The following is a 2476-nucleotide window of genomic DNA, read 5'->3' as shown; positions in this document are numbered from 1 at the left end:
GTCCACACCATCGGTGAAAGCAGGGAGGCATCGCGACTGGGGTTGTCTCTTTCATCGCTGCTCTCTCAACGTCAAGTGCTTACTCTATAACGATTATGCTCTATTATACTCTTGTTGATCGTTTAAGTCCCACTAGGATAAATTGATCTCTAATAACCCCGGTGGTGGCGCAATCTCGATGCGTGCCGCTTTCAGATCCACCAGTGGAACAATTTCTTTGACAAAGGGGACCAGGGCCGTGGCCTCTGAGTCGGAGGATGGACTTTTTTTCTTGACGGAAGCTAGATTTGCTTCTAGTTGCACTGCTAAAATGTCATTACCCGCCCGCAAAATATCTACTACAACCCCGATTTTTTCTCCTGTCAGGTGATGATAAACTTCTAAGTTTACTAGCTCACTAACATGATATTCATCCGCTTTTAGGCGAGGTTTTTCTAGTTTATTCGCCCATAATTTATATCCGCGCAAAGCTTCGGCCTGTTCCCGATTTTCAACCCCCTCTAACTTGATAATATAAACATTTTTGCCCGGTAGCTCACGTCCCCTGAGCAGAGTAATTTCTCGGATTTCTCCCCCTTGAGTCCCTTGTATTCCCCTAATACCTCGCTTCTGAAAACGTTCGGGAAAATCTGATACCGATAAAACTCGCAATTCTCCCTCCAGTCCCTGGGGTGCTACTATTGTCCCAATTTCTAGCCAATTTTCTTCCATTGTCTTAATATTTTTTGCTATAGCTTTCCCTAGTATATAGCCTTTTTTGTCTCGCTCCTAGATTTTTAAAGTCTTGGTAGGGTAAAATTTTTAGTTGACCTCTACTCCTGACCATTTTTTGACTTTTTACTGGTGGCTTTTTACTGAATTATGACTATTTGGCAAGCGGATTTTTATAAATCTTCATCTTCTCCTTCTCTTGGCACAGTCTGGCAATTGTTAATTTCCGATTCTCTTGGTCATCTTATCTATGAAAATTCCTGTCCCCAATCCCAAGCTAATAGCGACTGGTTAACCCAACAGTTACAGCAAGCTTGTCAAGTCTCCCCCCCGGAAATTATCCAAGTTTTTCGCCCCCAATGCGCCAATTTATTTCTCCTCGCCGGCCAAAATTTACAGATCAAAATTGAGTTAACCCGTCACGTTAAGGCTCTGAAAAAACAGCTAGAATTACGCCAAATCCCTATCAATATCGACTCTCCTCCACCGCAACCCCTACCGGAGCAATTTTTAGGTCAAGAGTGGCGTTTTGCTCGTTTTCCCGCCGTTGATTTAGTTAACTTTTTTGGCGATCGCCGAATACCGATTCTTTCCCTACCAGAGGCCTTTTACCCTTTAAAACTAGGTTTAGCCTCCACTTTAATGATCCCCGGTGTGGTTATTACCGGTGGTAAAAAATCTCTGGCGATCGCTCGTTGGTTAGGGGAAATTAACCCGGTATTTATCGATCATATTCCCACAGAAAGGGGGCGATCGGGCGGTTTAGTTTTGGAATCGGGTCTAAATGAGCGTTGGATTTTCCTGACCTACGAAGATGAAGAAGTGGCCCGGGCAGCCAATGTTTATCAAGCAACCAAAGAGGAAAGCCAAGGTTTGCACTTTCTCCTCATACAACCGGATGATTCTGGTGGCACTTTTACCGGCTTTTGGCTACTGAAGCAGGTTTAACCCCCAAGCTGTCCCCAAGAGGCAAATAATACCCGCTAAACCCGCTAAAGGTTGGTTATAGATACCTTTAACCCAAACTAACCCAGAATCGCTGTAAGACATCAATTCGGCACTGTCTAGCAAAGCTAATCCCCATACCCAACCGCTATGAAGTCCCCAAGCTAATCCTAAACTACCATGATCGATCGCCCGCGCCCAGACCAGAACCATCCCCATCAGAAATAAACCGGGTAGTTGCGGCAGAGTTTGCTGACGTTCCCAAAGCAGGTGCAGCAGGGCAAAAATTAGGCTAGAAATGGCTCCCGCCACCCAAAAACCGTATTCTTGGCTTAATTGGCTCAAAAAAATGCCCCGAAAGATTAATTCCTCGGTAATACCCACCCAGAGGGCCACTATCAACAGGGGTAAACTCAAGGAAAAAGCACGAGTTAGATTTTTGGGCTGCCAATGTACCCATGTCAAAATCCCCTCTAGAAAAAAAATTATCCCTAATCCCACCACTGCCAGGATTAATCCTTTAGTTAGGGAGATAAATAGGGGAAATGAGCCAATTAATCCGTAATTATGGAGGCTGCTCCCCTCTGTCTTCAATAATACCCAGATAACTAAGGGAGCCAAGGCGTAAAGAGAGGCCACCAGGGGCAATTTTTGGTCAGGTTTTGTCCCTTGCAGCGGTTGCCATCCCAAACGACTCCCTAAACCAATGGCAATGGGCAGCCAGAGAATTAACCAGGCTAACAGGAAAATAATAATTTTTATTAAGGCAGCCATGTCCATTGTCAATTAGGTGTTATTGAAGTGGGGGTGTGGGGTGTGG

The 2476-nt window shown here is 45.0% G+C and carries 3 protein-coding genes; 1 reads left to right on the top strand and 2 read right to left on the bottom strand.

What is annotated here, in order from left to right; all coding sequences use genetic code 11:
• Positions 1-132: 132 nt before the first annotated feature.
• Positions 133-711, bottom strand: coding sequence for a ribosome maturation factor RimM (gene rimM, locus IQ242_RS22305; protein WP_193961447.1), 579 nt, complete (start codon positions 709-711; stop codon positions 133-135).
• Positions 712-861: 150 nt separating this feature from the next.
• Between rimM and IQ242_RS22300 the strand changes: the two genes are divergently transcribed.
• Positions 862-1659 carry a Tab2/Atab2 family RNA-binding protein gene (locus IQ242_RS22300; protein WP_193961446.1) on the top strand — a complete coding sequence of 266 codons (798 nt, stop codon included), beginning with the start codon at positions 862-864 and terminating at the stop codon, positions 1657-1659.
• Here the strand turns inward: IQ242_RS22300 and IQ242_RS22295 are convergent.
• The gene (locus IQ242_RS22295; protein WP_193961445.1) at positions 1642-2436 is read right to left on the bottom strand and encodes a CPBP family intramembrane glutamic endopeptidase; all 795 of its coding nucleotides are present in this window, start codon (positions 2434-2436) and stop codon (positions 1642-1644) included. The two genes, IQ242_RS22300 and IQ242_RS22295, sit on opposite strands and share 18 nt — an antisense overlap.
• Between the last annotated feature and the right edge of the window lie 40 nt (positions 2437-2476).

The sequence above is a fragment of the Microcystis sp. LEGE 08355 genome (assembly GCF_015207185.1).
Lineage (GTDB): Bacteria > Cyanobacteriota > Cyanobacteriia > Cyanobacteriales > Microcystaceae > Microcystis > Microcystis panniformis.
Note: the sequence above shows the minus strand (reverse complement) of the source record. Positions and strands in the feature narration are given on the sequence as shown.

Coding starts and splice junctions, on each gene's coding strand:
- rimM (WP_193961447.1), bottom strand. CDS start 711: ATGGAAGAAAATTGGCTAGAAATTGGGACAATAGTAGCACCCCAGGGA.
- IQ242_RS22295 (WP_193961445.1), bottom strand. CDS start 2,436: ATGGACATGGCTGCCTTAATAAAAATTATTATTTTCCTGTTAGCCTGG.
- IQ242_RS22300 (WP_193961446.1), top strand. CDS start 862: ATGACTATTTGGCAAGCGGATTTTTATAAATCTTCATCTTCTCCTTCT.